Consider the following 16,272-nt stretch of genomic DNA (forward strand, 5'->3'; position numbering starts at 1 on the left):
ACGTGTGCCCGAAGGGCCTCAATCCGACCAAGGCGATCGGCAAGATCAAGGAATTGATGGTGCGCCGGGCTGTCTGAGTCCGGCCCCGTACACCGCGCGCGTCTGTGCAATGGACAAGTCTCATCGAGGTCGTTGCGGTACCTGACAACGATGTGACTGCCTTGCAGGCGGGTGGAAGTAGGTGGCTGTCTACGGTGTCGGCGGCGAGGTATTCGTCACCGACACATTTGCACGCACGGTCGCGCCCGTCTGCGCGATGGCTTTATCGAAGGTCACGAAATCGGATGTCCGCGAATGTCCGCCGCTCGTGAACGACATTCAGACGTACGAGCGGCGACAGCCCCTTATGCTAGCGATGTTCGTCGGTCATTCCGGCATTCCATTCCAGATCGGCTTTGTGCGGGTCGTCCGAGACGGCATGAGATTGCGCGTGTTGGTTAACCGTAATGTTTTATCAATTCATTTGTTTGCGCGGCGCTCCCCGCCAACCTGAACAGAATCTCCGATACGCACGCCAAGCAGCTTCTCGGCGCTGCCGCGATTCACGGCAATCTCGACGAGCCCGATCGAGTTTTCGTACCAGAAGGCTCGACCGGGCTGTACGTCGGCGAAGACCCGGGCATGTTCGACATCCGCACCCGCGATGCTCAGCCTGGCGCTCTCGGGCACGGCTGCTGCGCGCAGCCCCGTCAGTGCATTGCCATAGTGATCGATGTAAATGATCTCGGCGAGATCGCCCGCGTCCAGTTGCACGCGCAATCCCGTGGTTTCCTCGAGCTTGTCGGGAGACAGTTCGCCACGGCTGACCCATGCCGCCATCGGCGCGAACAGGTCGCGACCGTGGAATGACGCCGAGAGCGTAGTGGGGCGCCATTTAATCCGCCAGGTCCGGGCACGCCCCGCACGCGCCGCCACGACTGAGAGCAGTCCGTTGTCCGGTCCGACGAACCACTGCTCGTCGGCTTGCACCACCACCGCGTCTCGCTCGCTACCCACGCCGGGATCGACGACGGCCAGCAAGACACAATCTGCTGGATACCAACGGGCAAGCGCGGCGAGCAGATGCGCGCCCGCCTGCGCATCGTAGTTCGGGGCAGTGTGCAGCACGTCGATGATCGAGGTGCCGGGTGCTGCATGCCGCAGCAACGCGACCTTCAACTGTCCGACATAGATATCGTCGGCTCCGAAGTCAGTGAAGAGTGCGATCATCGCATGGCCTCCTTGCAGTTCTGTTCTGCTTCGTGAATGGGCTCCGCGCAGCGCGATGGCCGAGTCGCCGCGAGGCTCATGTCGCATGTTCGTCGACACGCGCAACAGGTTCCGATTGTAGAACGCCGGATTCGCGGCATAGGATTTCCTCGACGTGGGTGGCCTCGTCCTATACTGGTTCGCATCATCTCGAGGCGGTTGCGCTGCACGACGCTCGCCATGGAGGTTTGCAGATGGACGCCGTCGCGCATCGTGAATCCCGTCCCCTCGCCTTGAGCGAATCGCGAACGGACGACCGTTTCGACGTCGTCGTCATTGGCGCGAGCCTCGCAGGCTGCACTGCTGCGCGACTGTTCGCGCTGGAAGGTTTCAAGGTCGCGCTCGTGGAGCACCACGACAACCCTTCCGCATTCAAGCAGCTATGTACCCACTTCATTCAGGCGTCGGCGACACCCGTGTTGCGGCGCCTTGGACTCGATCGACTGATCGAGGCGTCGGGCGGTTTGCGTAACGGCGTCGATATCTGGACACGCTACGGCTGGACGGGCGACATCGCGCCGCTCGACACGGACGGCAATCCTGCATTCGGGTACAACGTTCAGCGTCGCACGCTCGATCCGCTATTGCGCAATCTGGCGGCGAATACGCGAGGCGTCACGCTGTTCTCTGGCTGTTGCGTGCGGGCGCTCGTGCAGAAGCCTGGGCTTGCCTACAGCATCGAACTCGGTGGACGTCGTATGGGGCAATTGTGTGCTTCTCTGATCGTCGGCGCGGACGGTCGAAGTTCTCCACTGGCGTCGCTCGCCGGCATCAAGGTCAGATCAGCCGAAAATTCGCGCTTCGGCGCTTTGCAGGCTTATCGTAACGTGGGCCTTCGCCGGGGAACGTGCTCGCAGATGTGGTTTCGGGGGCCGGAAGTGGGATACGTGTTTCCCAATGACGACGGCGTGACGGTCATCGCCTACATCGCGACAAAAGACCGGCTCGAAGGCTTTCGCGACGCACCGGGCGCCGCACTCGAACACAGCATGGCCACGTTTCCCGATGCCCCCGATCTTGCCTCGGCACAGCCGATTGGCAACGCGTTGCTGGTGAAGGACTATCCGAATCTGTGGCGGCCCGCTGCCACGCACAACATTGCCTTCGTCGGTGATGCGTTGATGAGCCTCGATCCTCTTTGGGGCGTCGGTTGCGGCTTCGCTTTTCAGACGGCCGAATGGCTGGTGGATATTCTTGCTCCTGCGCTGCGGGACGGGGCGTCCACTGAAGCGGCGCTCAGACACTACGGTAAATGGGTAGCGCGGCAACTCGCCGGGCATCGCTTCTTCATTCTCGACTTTGCACGCCGGCGTGGCTTCAACGCGCTTGAAAAACTCGTGTTCTCCGCTGCCGCGAAGGACATCGAGGCTTCGCGGCATCTGCATGCGTTCGGAGCGCGGCTGATCGGTCCGGCGAATTTTCTTTCTCCGCCATTCCTGCTGCGCGCCGCGTGGGTGAACCTGCGGCGCCCGTCGGCGCTTACTGCACAGCCCGAGGCGGCCGTCTAATCGATGCGCACACTCTGCCAGGAGAATGATAAATGACGTCCCCAGAAATCGCACCGTCCCGGATTCGCGACTATGAATGACGTCTCGCCGCTTTTCAAAAAAAGGAATACGAGAAGACTATTCGTGGCCGCCTTTCGAATTGACAACGCATTGTGCTAAAAGCCGCAATGACAAGGCGGCTTGCACATCTTCATCGCACAGCAAATAAACAACACCCCATGACAAATCGCTATGCGCCAATGTTATGGCGGGCTATTCTGCCGTTCACCGTCTTGTTGTTCGATTCCGCGGAAGTATTGATCCAGTCAGCCTGCAGATTAATATGGATCGCTAATGAACAAAATCGTCATTACCAGTGCCGCTTGCGCACTTTTCGCCGCCGCCGCCTCGACGGCATTTGCACAAAGCTCGGTCACGCTGTACGGCATCGTCGATGAAGCCGTCCGATACCAGACGAATGCGGGTCCGGGCGGCAGTGACCAGGTCGCCATGACGTCCGGCCCGGAAACCCACAGCCGCTGGGGCTTGAAGGGTAGCGAGGACCTGGGGGGCGGCTGGTCCGCGGTCTTTCACCTCGAAAACGGCTTTGAAGCCTTCGACGGTCAACTCCACGTTCCCGACACATTGTTCAGTCGACAGGCTTACGTAGGCCTGTCGAACGACAAGTGGGGCGCACTGACTTTCGGCAGGCAATACGCACCCGCGTACGATACCTTGGGCGACATCTTCGACCCGTTGACGGTCGGCAACTACTGGCAAAACAGTTGGCCATATAACGGCATCGGCAATTACCTTGAAGTCAACAACGCGGTCAAGTACAAGGGCACCTTTTATAACCTGGCAATCGATGCCCTTTACGGCTTCAGCAATCAGGCGGGGGCACTCGGTATCGGCTCCACCTATGCTGTGGAACTGACGTACACGCTCGGCCCTGCGATGCTCAACGCAGGCTACCAGCAGGTCTCGGTGCCGACATCTGCGCCTGGCTCGTCGGTGGGCAGCAGTGTCGGCAGCACGATCAATGGCGCGAAGAACACCTTCCTGCACATCAGCAGCGCGTATCAGGTCACTCACGAGGTCCGCCTGCTGGCGGGCTGGCTGCACGCGCAGGACCAGACTGGTTTGACCGACGGCAACATGCAGCAAGCCGGTTCGCCGAAACTGCCGGGTGCCAGCCCCAACCGGATCGACGACACCTTTTATGTCGGCGCAAACTGGAAAGCCATCCCTCCACTGCTGTTCACGTTCGCCTATTACTACGGGCACGCGCGCAATGCCCAGCGGCTCGACGGCTCGCTCGGCACGGGGGTGAACCAGTCGGCCACCATTCTTGCCGAATACTCGTTCTCGAGACAGTCGGAAGTCTATGCGATCACGGATTGGGCGCGCGGCACAGGTGCCTTCGCCGCCGACTATCCAGGGGGAGTTAATTCCGCCGGTGTGCCGACCAACACGATTGGCCGCACCAACCAGCTCGGCGTGGCAATCGGTCTTCGCAAGATGTTCTAAAGCGAGGCTCTATTGCAACTGCCCGTTGCTCAATGGCACCGACGATGGATACCTGTGCGACCCGTAACGTCGACGGTGCCTTTCCGGTTAATGGATCAGCCGGGCCAGCGGCGCGAGCGGCCCGACGGGCGTCAGTTCGAATGACATCAAACCGCGTTCGGTCAGCGGGAGTTTGTCCACTGCCGCTTTGGCCTCGTCGACGGACTCCACCTGCATGAGAAAGATCACGCCGGGACGGTCCTGGCGAAACCAGAACTGTTCGATCTTTCCGTCGAGATAGAGCTGAAGTGTATCTGGAACTTCCTTCGGCATGATCTGCTGCTGCTGTTCCGGCGTGAGCGGCTTGATGATCGTTCCGACAGCGAAAACCTTCATGAGTAATCTCCTTGGGGCAATCCTCGTTGCAACATGCAACGGGGATCACTGTAGCTTTCCGACCCAAAAAGCGATATCGTCGTAAATGACAACTTTGAAGCCGTTTACGCCATGCGCATCTGTGTACTCGCTCTGGAAGGCCTGTTCGATACCGGACTCGCCGTTACGCTCGACGCCCTGAAAGCCGCCAATGGTCTTGCGGCTCGAACGGCGGGAGGAACGCCTCGTTTCGACGTGTCGATCGTCGGCGTGCGCAAGAGGGTCCGTTCAGGCCAGGGGTTCACCCTACCCGTGCAACCCATAACGCCGGATCTGAAGCCCGACTGGGTGGTCGTGCCTGCGTTGAACGCGACGACGCCGGATCTGTTGCTGCCCGCGCTTGAACGATCGGATGTCAATCAGGCCAAGGCCGAGTTGCTCAATTGGCATGCTCAAGGTGCGCTCATCGGCGCGTCGTGCATTGGGACTTTCCTTCTGGCAGAGGCCGGTCTTCTCGATCACCGGGAGGCGACGACGACCTGGTCGCTTGCTCCGCTGTTTCGCCAGCGCTACCCGAACGTTCTGCTCGACGAAACCCGCATGCTCGTCGCAACGGACGTGGGTGTGACGGCTGGCGCAGCGATGGGGCATCTCGATCTTGCGCTCTGGTTGATTCGCAAGACGAGCCCCGAACTGGCAACCGTGGTTTCACGTTATCTGCTTGCCGATATCCGAAGTCTGCAAGCACCTTACATCATCCCCAATCATCTGGCGCAGGCCGATCCTCTCATTGAGCGATTCGAGCAATGGTCGCGAAGCCATCTCAAGACGGGGTTCTCTTTGCAGGAAGCCGCCGGCGCGCTCGCGACGAGTCCACGCTCCTTGCAACGCCGGTGCCAGGAGGTGCTCGGCAAATCTCCGCTTGCCTACTTTCAGGACCTTCGCGTCGAACGTGCGCAGTCGCTTCTGCACGGCAGCGGACTCGACGTCGATGCGATCGCAGCCGAGGTCGGATACGCGGACGGCGCCACGTTGCGCACGCTCCTGCGCCAACGTCTGGGCCGGGGTGTGCGTGATCTTCGCGCGGATCTTCGGTGACGGGGCCGCGAGCTTCCAATAAGCGTCTCGCAAGCCGGCCTGATTGGCGGCGTGCAGCTATCGGCGGCCCGCCGCAATGCGGGCGCGGATCACTTATCAGACGAGTTCTCGTAACGTTTCCGAAGCCGCAACTATCGTCCCAATGCCGCCGGCTTTACCGCATGAGATGCGCAAGCACGAGCACGTAGACGGCCGAAACTGCGAGCTGTGCGATCGTGACGGGCAGTCCGTAGCGGAGGAAGCGGGCAAAGGTGACGGGCTTGCCTGCGCGGGCGCAGATACCTGCCGATACGATGTTTGCCGCGGCTCCGACTAGCGTGGCATTGCCGCCGAGCGTCGCGCCGAACATCATGCCGACGAACACCGGAATCGTAGCTGCCGGCCATTGCGTGAACTGGTCTGACATGGCGACATCGGGCACGAACTCCGCCGCTACCAGGTATCCCTTGACCATCACAATGGACGCGGCCGCTACGGGAACATTGGCAAGCAGCGACGAGAGCACGCCGATCCCCGCAATCATCGCCAGCGCGACAAGCGACAGCCGCGTTCCGAACAACTGATAGAGCTTGAGCGACATGAGCTGAAGAAGACCTGTCCCCGTCATTGCCTGAACCAGGCAGAAGATGCATGCGAGGAACAGCAGGGTCTTCCAGTCGACGTCGCGCAGCACATTCTCGGTCGGCTCGATCCTCGCCGCATAGCCGACGAGCAGCGCCAGCGCACTGGCGATCAGCGCGACCACGGGCGGGACGATGCGCGTGGGCAGATTTTCGCCGAACACGAACAGCACCATCATGGCCGCCAGCACCGCGAGCGAAAGAGCGGCGTACACCGGTCTTGTGATCCGCGCATCGTGTCCGGCCGGCGGCAAGGGCCGCCGTACCCGCCAGATGTCTCGCATCAGGACCGGCAGCAACGGCACCACGACAACCAGCGCGAGAAGGCCGCCTGCACTCACGCGCTTCAGATACTCCCCAAACGTCATGCCAATCGAACTGCCGACGAGGAACGTGGCCGGATCGCCCACCAGCGTCAGCAGCCCGGCTGCATTACTGACGATCGCCGTCAATATCATCGGCGGCACGATGTCCACTTCGAGCGCCACGGCCACCCGGATGATGATGGGCGCCAGCAGGATCACCGTTGTTGCATTCGGCAACAGCGCACATAAGGGCGCCACGATGACGATCAGGAGCAGCAGAAAACGTCTGCCGCTGCCGCCCGTCGCCCGCAGGTACAGGTCGCCGATGAGGTCGAAGATGCCCGTGGTCGACAGGATGCGTGCAACCACCATGCCGCCGAACAGCAGGCTGATCGGGCCCGCCGAAGTTCGGGCGGCGGCCAGAAGATCCTGCTCGCCGAGAATGCTCAGTGCGATCAATGCGCACATGCCGACCAGCGCCGCCACGGCCATGTCGATCACGTTGAAAGCGATCGCGAGGATAACGGCCGAGAATACCCCGACGACGATATAGACCTGTAGCTCGCTCATGCCGTCCTCGCATAACTTATCTAACCGGCGGCGCGTACATCAGGCCGCCATGCGTCCACAAGCTGTTGATCCCGCGCTCCAGGCGAAGCGGACTGTGCGCGCCGACGTTGCGGTCGAACATCTCTCCATAGTTGCCCGCGCTCTGCAAGGCCCGTAGCGTCCACCCCGGTTCGACGCCGATCGCGCGGGTGACCACGTCGTCTGGTACAAGCGCCTGCTCGACGGCGGGATCACGCATGCGGGCCTGAAGGTTGTCCCGCGTCACGCCGATTTCTTCGGCTGCTATCAGCGTCAGGAGCACCCATCGCACGAGAGTTAGCCACGGGTCATCGCCACCGCGCACGACAGGTCCGAGCGGCTCTTTCGAGATCCTCTCGGGCAGAATCGAGAACGCTGCTGCGCCGCCTGGCGCGCGCAGGCGCAGTGCATTCAGGTAAGACGAGTCCGCCGTGTATGCAGCGCAGCGGCCCGAGAAGAATGCGCGGCCCGACTCGGTCGCGGAATCCATCACGAGCGGCTTGATGTTCAATCCGTTCGCCGTCGAATAAGCGAGCAGATGATCGAGGGTGGACGTGTCCTTCTGCACGCATACGGTGGCCCCTTTGAGCGACGCAAGCGACTGTTGTCTATCCTTGTCCGGAACCATGAACGCCTCGCTGTCGTAGAACAGCACGCCGGCGAACTGTACCTTGAGTGCGCCTTCGCGAAGCAACGTCCAGGTCGTATTGCGGGAGAGCACATCGATGCGGCGCGTCTGTAGCGCCGGAAATCGCGCAGACGCCTTGAGCGGGACAAACTCGGCCTTGTTCGCGTCGCCAAGCGCCGCCGCGGCCAACGCGCGGCAGAAATCGACATCGATACCCGTCCATCGTCCGGCGGCGTCCTGGGAAGAGAAGCCGGCAATGTTCTCGCTGACCCCACAGCGCAGCACGCCGCGCGCCTTCACATTGACCAGCGTCTCACCGTCCGCGGCTTTCGCACCCAAAGGAACACCTGTCAACGCGAGCAATACGCCAAGCAGTATTGCGCCGATGATCCGACTTGCCGCTGTCATGAGTTTTCCCCGAATTGTCGTTTCACTTCCTGATTCGATTCAGTGCAAACGTCGGACTCCCGCGTTCACCCGTTATTCCCTGATTCGCGCGCCACCTGTTTGCATAGAGAAATGTAGCCCAATTCAGGACCGGAATATGCTTGATTGTCGACGTGCGACCGGTGCCTGGCGTGTTGGAAGTTCGCCGGATTTGACGCGCCTTCCGAGCGGCGCGGGGATGGAGTCGAAAAGTGAAGTGCTGTTGCTGGTTTCTTGTTGCAATACCGTTGTTATTGACAGGCGCGTGTGCAAACACGCCTTCCGGAAGCGTCTATACGCTGAACATCGAGCAATCGGGCCAGGATCTGGACCTTGGCGTTCCGCTTGCGGTCGTCGTCGATTATGTTGCCGTTCCGGAAGAAGTCGACCGGCCCCAGCTCGTCGTTCGTATCAACGAGTCACAGGTTCGGATCGTGGAGGCCGCCCGGTGGAGCGAGCCTTTGAAAAGCCAGATCGGGAACGTGATGGCGGTAGATCTGGCGCGGCTCTTTCGCGATGCTCGTGTCTATGCCACTTCGCAGTCGACTGACAGGCCGACAATCCGACTCGCCATCACCGTACGGATGTTCGATGCAACGCCCGGGAAGGGCGCAATGCTTGCCGTTGTCTGGTCAATACTCACACCAGATTCCACGCACGTGCTCAACGGAAAATCCGTTGTGCTTCGGCGGGTCGACAGCGATGGCTACGACGCGCTCGTCAATGCACAGAGCCGCGCGCTCGCGGCTGTCAGCGGCGACATGGCAGACGCAATCATGTCGGCGATTCAAAAGAAGCCGCATGCAGTCGGCCCGACTTTCAATGCGAAAGATCCCGGTGGTAACCGGTACGGTTATGCAATGCACGCCGTACGGGACAAATGAAGCGTGATCTAAAACGTGGCCCCGAACGGAATTGTTTTCCGCCCGGAACGTGTGAACTAGACAGATCCGAGCGCGCGGATCTTCATGATCGATCCATTTCGTCGCTAATGACCAAGCACAGCAAGCGCCTCGTGCATTGGTAGCAGCGATACTGTCACCATCCCGTCGAGCGGCGTATTCATTTCCAGAATCAGGAAAATCGCAATGGACGTGCAAAGCGCGCCCAGAAACAATGCGATGGTGACTGTCGCATTCACTGGCGTGAACAGACCAAACGCGCCGAAGATAATACATAGCCACAGCACGAGGGTGACCAGGAGCGCAGTGGGTGTTGATCCGACTGCCTGCAGCAGGCCGAGTTCGCGTATGGCCAGCGCGTTGTCGGCGACTTCGATCGCGCGCGCCTGCAACCGTCGCTGCAGGTCGTTTTGCGGCGAAAGACCCTCGAGCTTGCGCTCAAGATTTTCCACGCGCTCAAGCGCCTCGGGACTGTGCAATCTGGCCAGTTGCGCAGGATCGCCTGAAGCGACCTGTTGAACCGCCCCGGTTACGAGCTGCTTTAGCATGCCCCGGATTTCCTGCGTCTGCGGCCCATACTGCGCCAACATACGGTCGAGCAGGATCACATTGGCGGCATCGCGTGTCACGCTCGCGTTCACCGTGTCGAATGAACTCTTCGCTGAAGAAATCAGCAAGCCAAGCACCAGCGCGGCCATCGTGGCAATTAGACCCGTCGCCAGTTTGACGACGCCAATCGAGTCGTCGTCGAGATGATGACGCGGCAGCAGGGTTCGCAAATACAGACCGAGCAGTGCGCTGAAAAAAATGCAGACGAATATGATCAGGGCGACGCTCAGATGGTGCATCGTTCAGTCCTCCATTGCGTCGTGTCGGCATGCAACGCTTGATGGTGCATTGCAGGTAAGCACATACGGCAATCATCAAAGAGCATTCGTAAAGTTGCTAATGAAAAGTAACGAGGCTAGTGATTGAACCAGTGGTACTGCAGCGCGAAGGCGATCTCCTTGTAATTTCCGCCCGCGCGCGTAACGAACCCATTTGATAGTGCCAGTTTCGCGGACCAGTTGCGCGCGAGTGGTACAGAAAAGGTCAGTCCGTAGCGCATGTTGGACTGCCTGTCATGACCAGGAACGCCGTTCAGACTGGTTCCGCCGCCAACTGCATAACCTATGTCGGCGGCGATCCACCTCCCCGGGCCGAACCCGTATCCACCATGCAACTGAAACGTAAGAAGCGGATCCTCACTGCGTTCGTTTCCGTGGAAGAAACTATTGTTGGTGGTGAAGAACCAGGTGCCAGCCGTGGCCTCGACGAACCAGTTCCCGACAGGTTGCGAGATGCCGATTTCCGGTTTGAAAGCCCAGCGGTTCGTGCCGACGTTGACGAGCCGCGACGGAACGTATTGCCCCGTCGGCGCAGACACTGTCAGGCTGACGCCAAGCGAGCCGGTAGGCGTGCGGCGTGCGAATTCCTCTGGAGACAGCGCCGGACCGCCCACGAGGTTGAATGCAAAGCGCACGCGCAGATCACCGATGCCGGCCCGGTACACCTCGGCGGGGACATCCGACACATTGCCGCTGAGCGTGCCGCGCGAAAACGGGATGCCAAAAGCCACTGATGCGGTATGTCCAGCCAGGCCGAATGTGTGCTCATACCCGAGCGAGAAACTATTGATGCGGGCTTGAACGTTGGTGACGGGCAGCGATGGGTCCGTCAGGACATTGCCAGTCAGATACGCATAGCTGAAAACGACGAAATTGGTACCAACGGGAGCCGCTGAGTAGGTTCGAGGCTCCAGCTCCTGTGCAGACGCGCTGGCTCCCAATAGCACGAGCGCGACGAAAGTGCCATGCAGTAACGCACACCAGGACGTAAGACGGCTCATTGTCAGTTGCTCCCGTCATAAGCGCACGGCAATGGTCATCGTTTCGCTCCGTGGCTGCGGAAGGGGTGGCCACGTACAGTGGATATCTGAATCGGTGTCCCAAAGCAATGCGGGAAGCGACATTAGACCTACACTGATAGTTGGCCATTTGTGCCGGATGAACTAACGCACTTCAGGAGAAAACGATGAAGACCTCGGTGATACTGGTGTGCCTGATCATGACCTCGAACGCATTTGCGGAATGCGCGACGAATTCACGGGGTGAAACCGTATGCGGCAACGGGCAGGCAGCGGGTGGTTATAACCGGAACACCGGCACGGCCTGGACGTCCCAGACGAATCAGAACGGGGTGCACACGACCCAGACCAATCGCGGCGGCGAGGCGAAGACGATGAACGGCAAAGGGGTGGCGAAGGGTCCTGGAGGGACTACGTGTTACCGGAGCGCGAATAGTCACGGCTGCAACTGACGGCGCTCGCGCTGTCACCGCCGTCGTGTTGACGGGCATCGACAGTGGTCCCGGATGACGGAAATAACGGCAGGAGCCAGATCACGCTGCAATCGCGCCTGCCCCGCGTCCTGGCAGAAACGCCTATACTTTTTTGGCGAGATGCTCGCAGCCAGATTCGGCACGCTCTGTGTGAAGCATTCCAGAAGTATCCGTCGTTCGATATTAGCTGGAGCAAACGCATGAAAAAACGCATTTTAGCCGGCGCTGCGCTCGTCACCCTGACGGGGACAGCGCATGGGCAGAGCAGTGTGACGTTGTATGGCCTGATCGACGCGGGGCTGACCTATACGAATAGCCAGATCTCCGGAACGGGTTCGGGCGGCCATAGCAACTGGCAGATGACCAGTGGCTCAGTGCAGTACAGCCGCTGGGGACTGCGTGGCGCCGAAGATCTGGGCGGCGGTTTGAAGGCCATCTTCATCCTCGAAAATGGCTTTAACGTGAACAATGGGCAACTGTCGTCGAACAACCGTCTCTTTAACCGTCAGGCTTTGGTTGGCCTGAGCGCCCGCGAATATGGCACGCTCACATTCGGCCGCCAGACGGATGACATGGTCGACTTCGTGGCGCCGCTTTCACTGACGGGAACAGAGTATGGCGGTGTGCACTTCGCCCATCCATTTGATGTCGACAACCTGAACGACTCGTTCCAGATCAACAACTCGGTCAAGTATCAGAGTCCGGAATATTACGGATTCAAGATTGGCGGGCTGTATGGCTTCTCGAATCAGGCCGGTGGCTTTGCAAACAACCGGGCCTGGAGTGTGGGCATGTCATACGTCTGGGGGCCCCTGAACTTTGGGGCGGGCTATCTGCATCTGAATGGCGCTGCCAGGACACCAGGCCAGGTCAACACAGGCGGCGCAGTGACGGATACGACGGGCTCTTCGCTCCAGGGACTGCTGTCGCCAACGGCAGTTCCGTTAGGCGCACTCGCCGCCCGCCAGCAAACCTGGGGCGCGGGCGTGAATTACACGTTCGGCCCGGCTGTTGCAGGCTTCGTCTACACGCAGACCAATCTGACTGAACTGTTCCAGACTGGCTTTAGCACGCACTTCCAGAACTTCGAAGGCAACTTCCGATATGCGCTGAACCCGGTAGTCGAGCTGTCGGCCGCCTACACGTACTCCCGTGCGGGTGGAAACGCAGGTAGCGGCAGTCCGCACTGGAATCAGGTCAGCGCGATGGCAGACTACAGTTTCTCGCGGCGAACGGACGTGTACATACAAGGAACCTGGCAAGGGCTGAGTGCGAGCAGCAACTCTCCACTGGGCGTCGCCTGGATCAACGGCGTGAGCGCGCCGTCTTCCACGAACAATCAGGTCGAAGCGACCGTCGGCCTGCGTCACCGTTTCTAAGGCGAGCCGCGCTGGGCTTGCGAGCAAAGTGGAATCCTGGGTGTTCCGTCTCTCCAGGGCGCGATCTCTCCGCTCTGCTCGCCGATCACATCCGTTCGAACTCAGGGCATAGCCATGACCGCTTCGGGTTGTACATCACGATGCGTCTTTGCGCATCTTGAGATCGAATCCATGCGCCGTTACGGAGGCAAAACATGTGTCCTGTAATGGTCGATGTGGCAGAACAAAGGCGCTTGAACGAAACCCGTGCGGCGCAAGTACCGTGGAAGAAATGGGGGCCCTACCTCAGCGAGCGGCAGTGGGGGACGGTCCGCGAGGACTACAGCGAAAACGGCGACGCCTGGAATTATTTCACCCACGATCATTCGCGCTCGCGCGCCTACAGGTGGGGAGAAGACGGGCTCGGTGGACTGTGTGACGACCAGCAGCAACTGTGCTTTTCGCTTGCACTGTGGAACGGGCGGGACCCGATTCTGAAGGAGCGTCTTTTCGGCCTGACCAATAGCGAGGGTAATCATGGCGAGGACGTGAAGGAGTATTACTTCTATGTCGACAGCACGCCCACGCACTCGTACATGAAGTATCTGTACAAGTATCCGCAGCGCGAATACCCGTACCGGGACCTGATCGAGAACAACCGGAAGCGGTCGCGGGACGAACTCGAGTACGAGTTGCTCGATACGGGCGTCTTCGATGATGACCGGTACTTTGACGTGTTCGTCGAATACGCGAAGGCGGGTCCCGAAGACATCTTCGTGCGTATTTCCATGCACAACCGCGGACGGGACACGGCGCGGCTGCAAATCCTGCCGACCCTCTGGTTTCGCAATACATGGTCGTGGGGGCACGACGACCGCAGGCCATCGCTGTGCGAAGCGGGACCAGGGGTCATTCGCGCGACGCATCATGAACTGGGGGATTACTGGCTCTATTGCGAAGGCGCGGCGGAATTGCTCTTTACGGAAAACGAAAGCAACGCACAGCGTCTGTGGAATCGCCCCAATGCATCGCCTTATGTGAAGGATGCATTCCACAACTACGTCATTGCAGGGCAGCGCGAGGCCGTGAATCCCGCGAGGACGGGAACCAAGGCAGCCGCGCATTACGTGTGCGACATACCCGGCGGCGGCAGCGCGACGATCCGGCTGCGCCTGACGACAGTGAACGAGCCCAATCCGTTCGATGCTTTCGAAAACACCTTCATTGAACGCATTGCCGATGCCGACGAGTTCTACGAACGCATTGCGTCAAAGTCGCTGACGGAAGACGAGCGACGGGTTCACCGTCAGGCTTTGGCGGGTATGTTGTGGGGCAAGCAGTACTACTACTTCGATCTCGAACTGTGGCTGCGCGAGCATGGGAGCCATCCGCTGCTCGAAGGCGAGCGGCCCGACGTGCGTAATACGGAGTGGTTCCACATGTTGAATGCCGACGTGATCTCCATGCCGGACAAGTGGGAGTATCCGTGGTACGCGGCCTGGGATCTCGCTTTCCACACTATTTCTTTGGCGCTGGTCGATTTCGATTTCGCACAGGAGCAGTTGCTGCTGATGTTGCGTATCTTGTATGTCCATCCGAGCGGCCAGATCCCGGCCTATGAGTGGAACTTCAGTGACGTGAATCCGCCCGTGCATGCCGCTGCCACGCTCTGGCTCTACAAGTACGGGAAAGCATTGGGGCGCGCCGATCCGCGCTTTCTGGAGCGTTCGTTTCAGGGGCTGATGCTGAATTTCAATTGGTGGGTGAATCGCAAGGACCCGTCAGGCCGAAATGTCTTCGCAGGTGGCTTTCTGGGGCTGGACAACATCGGTGTATTCGATCGCAGCGCGCAGCTGCCGATGGGTGGATCGCTGGAGCAGGCCGACGGCACCGCATGGATGGCGTTCTATTGCCAGTGCATGCTGGAGATGGCGATCATCCTGACGGAATACGATCCGATGTACGAGGAGATCGCTTTCAGGTTCGTCCAGCATTTCATGTGGATCGCCTACGCGATGGACCGGCGCGGCGAACATGCGGATGAGATGTGGGACGAGCAGGACGGCTTTTTTTATGATCTGCTGCGGCTTCCCGACGGCGGGACCATGCGCCTCAAGATAAGGTCGATGGTAGGGCTGCTGCCGCTGTGCGCGTCCACGGTGTTCGAAGCAGATTCCGTCACGCGCTATCCGAAACTGATGACATTGATCGCGCAATTCCGAAAGCGTTATCCGGAGCTGCTAGCCCACGTGGCCCCGACGGACGCGGGCTTCATCGGGCATCGGGAACGCAGGCTTCTGTCGATTCTGAACAAGCGGAAACTCGAGCGCGTGCTTGGATATCTGCTTGACGAGAACGAATTCCTTGGACCGCACGGCATTCGTTCGCTCTCTCGTTATCATCTCGACCATCCGTACGTGCTCAATGTCGGCGGAGTGGATCACAAGGTGCAGTACCTGCCCGCAGAATCGAATACAGGGATGTTCGGCGGAAACTCAAACTGGCGCGGTCCGGTGTGGATGCCGGTGAATCTGCTGATTATCAGGGCGCTGATGAATCTCTACGGCTTTTACGGTGATGAGTTCAAGGTTCAATGCCCGACGGGAGCGGGGCCGCACATGACACTGTACGAGGTGGCGCAAGAGATCGTCCGCCGCCTGACGGGTACGTTTCTGCGCGATGTGCATGGAAGGCGCCCCGTCTACGGCGGAACAGCCAAGTTCCAGGACGACCCGCATTGGCGTGACCTGATCCTGTTCTGCGAGTATTTCCACGGCGACAACGGTGCGGGACTTGGTGCCAGTCATCAGACGGGCTGGACGGGCCTGGTCGCGCCTCTCTTGGACCTCTTCGGGCGTATCGACGCTCAAAGCGTCCTGCAAAGCGACGGATGGCGCGTCATGGCCGGCGTCGTGGGGCGACAGGTGGGCGGAGACCATTGATGGAGAACGTTCGTTTGAAGCGCTCAACGTCGCAATTCAGGTAGCCATACGTTAGGGCTAAGTTGAGCTGATCAAGGTACCTTTATTCGGACGGAATTTTTGCTGTACATTCGTTTGATGCAGGAGCGATTCAATCGAGAACTATATCCAATAATATGCATAACGAAGCAAATAACTTAGACAGACAACTACGAGGTCAACGCACGTTACAACATGACGCCTGCGCTGAGCTTCGTGCAGCCTGCACTTATACGCAAGGTCAGCGCAGCATCTGGGGCGGCCTTTTTGGCTATGTCGCGGTAAGACGAATTGGGCGGAAAATTGATATTTCGTAAAGAATGGTTTCCGTGACAGTGAATAGAATTGCTGCGCAGTCGATGGCCCGAGATTATCTGTGTTTTTCATTT

At 59.7% G+C, this 16,272-nt stretch carries 14 protein-coding genes and 1 pseudogene; 9 read left to right on the forward strand and 6 right to left on the reverse strand.

The genetic code is table 11. The features are described from left to right. Together sdhB and J8I87_RS36620 are read left to right on the forward strand one after the other, a co-directional pair. Positions 1-77 (forward strand): annotated as a pseudogene (gene sdhB / locus J8I87_RS36615) (succinate dehydrogenase iron-sulfur subunit); the annotation flags it as partial. 104 nt (positions 78-181) lie between these two features. After that, positions 182-493, forward strand: coding sequence for a hypothetical protein (locus tag J8I87_RS36620; protein WP_209937222.1), 312 nt, complete (start codon positions 182-184; stop codon positions 491-493). Here the strand turns inward: J8I87_RS36620 and J8I87_RS36625 are convergent. Continuing rightward, positions 460-1,209, reverse strand: coding sequence for an S-adenosyl-l-methionine hydroxide adenosyltransferase family protein (locus tag J8I87_RS36625; RefSeq protein ID WP_209937223.1), 750 nt, complete (start codon positions 1,207-1,209; stop codon positions 460-462). The genes J8I87_RS36620 and J8I87_RS36625 overlap by 34 nt on opposite strands. Before the next feature lie 233 nt (positions 1,210-1,442). Here J8I87_RS36625 and J8I87_RS36630 point away from each other — a divergent pair, with 233 nt between their 5' ends. Together J8I87_RS36630 and J8I87_RS36635 are read left to right on the forward strand one after the other, a co-directional pair. Continuing rightward, positions 1,443-2,756 carry an NAD(P)/FAD-dependent oxidoreductase gene (locus J8I87_RS36630; protein ID WP_209937224.1) on the forward strand — a complete coding sequence of 438 codons (1,314 nt, stop codon included), beginning with the start codon at positions 1,443-1,445 and terminating at the stop codon, positions 2,754-2,756. Positions 2,757-3,089: 333 nt separating this feature from the next. After that, the gene (locus tag J8I87_RS36635; protein ID WP_209937225.1) at positions 3,090-4,265 is read left to right on the forward strand and encodes a porin; all 1,176 of its coding nucleotides are present in this window, start codon (positions 3,090-3,092) and stop codon (positions 4,263-4,265) included. Between the two features lie 87 nt (positions 4,266-4,352). Here J8I87_RS36635 and J8I87_RS36640 read toward each other — a convergent pair whose 3' ends face one another. Then, complete coding sequence (locus J8I87_RS36640; protein ID WP_209937227.1) at positions 4,353-4,640, reverse strand: hypothetical protein; 288 nt, start codon at positions 4,638-4,640, stop codon at positions 4,353-4,355. Between the two features lie 111 nt (positions 4,641-4,751). On the opposite strand from J8I87_RS36640, the gene J8I87_RS36645 reads away from it, so the two are divergent. After that, positions 4,752-5,717, forward strand: a complete 966-nt coding sequence (locus J8I87_RS36645; protein WP_209937228.1) for a GlxA family transcriptional regulator — start codon at positions 4,752-4,754, stop codon at positions 5,715-5,717. Between the two features lie 154 nt (positions 5,718-5,871). On the opposite strand, the gene J8I87_RS36650 is transcribed toward J8I87_RS36645, so the two are convergent. Both J8I87_RS36650 and J8I87_RS36655 read right to left on the reverse strand, forming a co-directional pair. Beyond that, a complete protein-coding gene (locus tag J8I87_RS36650) occupies positions 5,872-7,212 on the reverse strand; it encodes an SLC13 family permease (protein ID WP_209937229.1) in 1,341 nt (446 codons plus the stop codon). A gap of 16 nt (positions 7,213-7,228) precedes the next feature. After that, complete coding sequence (locus J8I87_RS36655) at positions 7,229-8,266, reverse strand: amino acid ABC transporter substrate-binding protein (RefSeq protein WP_209937230.1); 1,038 nt, start codon at positions 8,264-8,266, stop codon at positions 7,229-7,231. Positions 8,267-8,496: 230 nt separating this feature from the next. On the opposite strand from J8I87_RS36655, the gene J8I87_RS36660 reads away from it, so the two are divergent. After that, positions 8,497-9,168, forward strand: coding sequence for a membrane integrity-associated transporter subunit PqiC (locus J8I87_RS36660; RefSeq protein WP_209937231.1), 672 nt, complete (start codon positions 8,497-8,499; stop codon positions 9,166-9,168). A gap of 104 nt (positions 9,169-9,272) precedes the next feature. Here the strand turns inward: J8I87_RS36660 and J8I87_RS36665 are convergent, their stop codons facing one another. Both J8I87_RS36665 and J8I87_RS36670 read right to left on the reverse strand, forming a co-directional pair. Continuing rightward, the gene (locus J8I87_RS36665; protein WP_209937232.1) at positions 9,273-10,034 is read right to left on the reverse strand and encodes a DUF4239 domain-containing protein; all 762 of its coding nucleotides are present in this window, start codon (positions 10,032-10,034) and stop codon (positions 9,273-9,275) included. Positions 10,035-10,150: 116 nt separating this feature from the next. Next, complete coding sequence (locus J8I87_RS36670) at positions 10,151-11,074, reverse strand: transporter (protein WP_245254416.1); 924 nt, start codon at positions 11,072-11,074, stop codon at positions 10,151-10,153. A gap of 185 nt (positions 11,075-11,259) precedes the next feature. Between J8I87_RS36670 and J8I87_RS36675 the strand changes: the two genes are divergently transcribed. The 3 genes from J8I87_RS36675 to J8I87_RS36685 all read left to right on the forward strand — a co-directional run bounded on the left by J8I87_RS36675 (position 11,260) and on the right by J8I87_RS36685 (position 15,865). After that, positions 11,260-11,544: a hypothetical protein gene (locus tag J8I87_RS36675; RefSeq protein ID WP_209937234.1), complete on the forward strand. Its 285-nt coding sequence runs from the start codon at positions 11,260-11,262 to the stop codon at positions 11,542-11,544. Between the two features lie 221 nt (positions 11,545-11,765). Then, the gene (locus J8I87_RS36680; protein WP_209937235.1) at positions 11,766-12,944 is read left to right on the forward strand and encodes a porin; all 1,179 of its coding nucleotides are present in this window, start codon (positions 11,766-11,768) and stop codon (positions 12,942-12,944) included. 194 nt (positions 12,945-13,138) lie between these two features. Further along, the gene (locus J8I87_RS36685; protein ID WP_209937236.1) at positions 13,139-15,865 is read left to right on the forward strand and encodes an MGH1-like glycoside hydrolase domain-containing protein; all 2,727 of its coding nucleotides are present in this window, start codon (positions 13,139-13,141) and stop codon (positions 15,863-15,865) included. The last annotated feature ends 407 nt before the right edge of the window (positions 15,866-16,272 follow it).

It is taken from the genome of Paraburkholderia sp. LEh10, from assembly GCF_017814945.1.
In the GTDB taxonomy this organism is placed as follows: domain Bacteria; phylum Pseudomonadota; class Gammaproteobacteria; order Burkholderiales; family Burkholderiaceae; genus Paraburkholderia.

What these genes read in the sequence shown, in the direction of transcription:
- J8I87_RS36630 (WP_209937224.1), top strand. Translation starts at nt 1,443, where the DNA reads ATGGACGCCGTCGCGCATCGTGAATCCCGTCCCCTCGCCTTGAGCGAA.
- J8I87_RS36625 (WP_209937223.1), bottom strand. Translation starts at nt 1,209, where the DNA reads ATGATCGCACTCTTCACTGACTTCGGAGCCGACGATATCTATGTCGGA.
- J8I87_RS36655 (WP_209937230.1), bottom strand. Translation starts at nt 8,266, where the DNA reads ATGACAGCGGCAAGTCGGATCATCGGCGCAATACTGCTTGGCGTATTG.
- J8I87_RS36685 (WP_209937236.1), top strand. Translation starts at nt 13,139, where the DNA reads ATGTGTCCTGTAATGGTCGATGTGGCAGAACAAAGGCGCTTGAACGAA.
- J8I87_RS36645 (WP_209937228.1), top strand. Translation starts at nt 4,752, where the DNA reads ATGCGCATCTGTGTACTCGCTCTGGAAGGCCTGTTCGATACCGGACTC.
- J8I87_RS36665 (WP_209937232.1), bottom strand. Translation starts at nt 10,034, where the DNA reads ATGCACCATCTGAGCGTCGCCCTGATCATATTCGTCTGCATTTTTTTC.
- J8I87_RS36650 (WP_209937229.1), bottom strand. Translation starts at nt 7,212, where the DNA reads ATGAGCGAGCTACAGGTCTATATCGTCGTCGGGGTATTCTCGGCCGTT.
- J8I87_RS36635 (WP_209937225.1), top strand. Translation starts at nt 3,090, where the DNA reads ATGAACAAAATCGTCATTACCAGTGCCGCTTGCGCACTTTTCGCCGCC.
- J8I87_RS36670 (WP_245254416.1), bottom strand. Translation starts at nt 11,074, where the DNA reads ATGAGCCGTCTTACGTCCTGGTGTGCGTTACTGCATGGCACTTTCGTC.
- J8I87_RS36640 (WP_209937227.1), bottom strand. Translation starts at nt 4,640, where the DNA reads ATGAAGGTTTTCGCTGTCGGAACGATCATCAAGCCGCTCACGCCGGAA.
- J8I87_RS36680 (WP_209937235.1), top strand. Translation starts at nt 11,766, where the DNA reads ATGAAAAAACGCATTTTAGCCGGCGCTGCGCTCGTCACCCTGACGGGG.
- J8I87_RS36675 (WP_209937234.1), top strand. Translation starts at nt 11,260, where the DNA reads ATGAAGACCTCGGTGATACTGGTGTGCCTGATCATGACCTCGAACGCA.